The sequence below is a fragment of the Rhizobacter terrae genome, assembly GCF_003852895.1.
GTDB lineage: Bacteria > Pseudomonadota > Gammaproteobacteria > Burkholderiales > Burkholderiaceae_C > Albitalea > Albitalea terrae.
On the sequence record NZ_QUSW01000027.1, the window covers coordinates 1 to 1,031 of the forward strand.

Consider the following 1,031-nt stretch of genomic DNA (forward strand, 5'->3'; position numbering starts at 1 on the left):
CCGCACGCTGCGCCTGCGCGATCGCGCTGCCGTCGCCTTGCACGTCCATCAGCCCGTACGGCGCCGTCGGCTCCTCCACCGTCCCCAGCATCCGCCGGAAGAACGCCTCGTGCGACTGCCGCGACATCCCCAGCCTCGCCTGCCCCACGAACTCGCGGAATGCCTTCGGCCGGGCCAGCTCCTCGCCCCGGCCCAGCAACTGCATCTGCACTTCCTGCTGCACGATCTCGAGGGTCGTGTGGTCGAGGACCATGTGGTGAAACAGGATCAGCAGCGCCCAGCGGCCGTCGCCGGTGTCTTCGGTGACGATGCCTCGAAGCAGCGGCGCCTGCTGCAGGTCCAGGCGATGCTGCCCGGCATGGAAGCGGTCACGCAACTGATGCACCGCGTCGCCCGCGGCAGGATCGATCGCTGTTTGCTCGATGGCAATGGGTGCATCGCGCCACACCACCTGAACCGGCTCGGGCAATCCTTCCCAGGCCACCGAGGTGCGCAGGATGTCGTGGCGCCGCACCACGGCTTGCAGCGCAGCGACGAAACCGTGAAGCCGTGCTTCGGTGTCGAAGGTGAAGATCGCGTGCTGCAGGTACGGGTCGTTCGCAGCCGCCATGCGGTGGTGGAAAAGAATGCCTTCCTGCAGCGGTGCCAGCGGGTAGATGTCCTGCACGTTGACATGGCCGCCAGGCACTGCAGCCACGATGCGCGCGATCTGCTCCTGCGTGAGCGACACCATCGGCAACATGGCCGGCGTGATCTGCTGGCAGCCGGCCGGGATGAGGTTCGGCGGCACGACCACGGTCGCCTCATCGCGCCCCAGCGAGACCGAGAGTCCCGCCACCGTCGGCGTCGCGAAGATGCGGCGCACATCCGATTCGAGCCCAGCGGCACGCATGCGATCGATCACGGTGACGGCGAGCAGCGAATGGCCGCCGAGTTCGAAGAAGTTGTCGTGGCGCCCCACGCGGTCGAGCTGCAGCACCTCGGCCCAGATGCTGGCGATGGCGGTCTCGACCTCGCCTTGCGGTGCCTCG

1 protein-coding gene is annotated in these 1,031 nt (G+C 68.0%); it reads right to left on the bottom strand.

Annotation, left to right across the window (positions count from 1 at the left end; all coding sequences use genetic code 11):
- The coding region (locus DZC73_RS29525) for a condensation domain-containing protein (RefSeq protein ID WP_235835333.1) at positions 1 to 1,031 on the bottom strand (1,031 nt) is incomplete at both ends.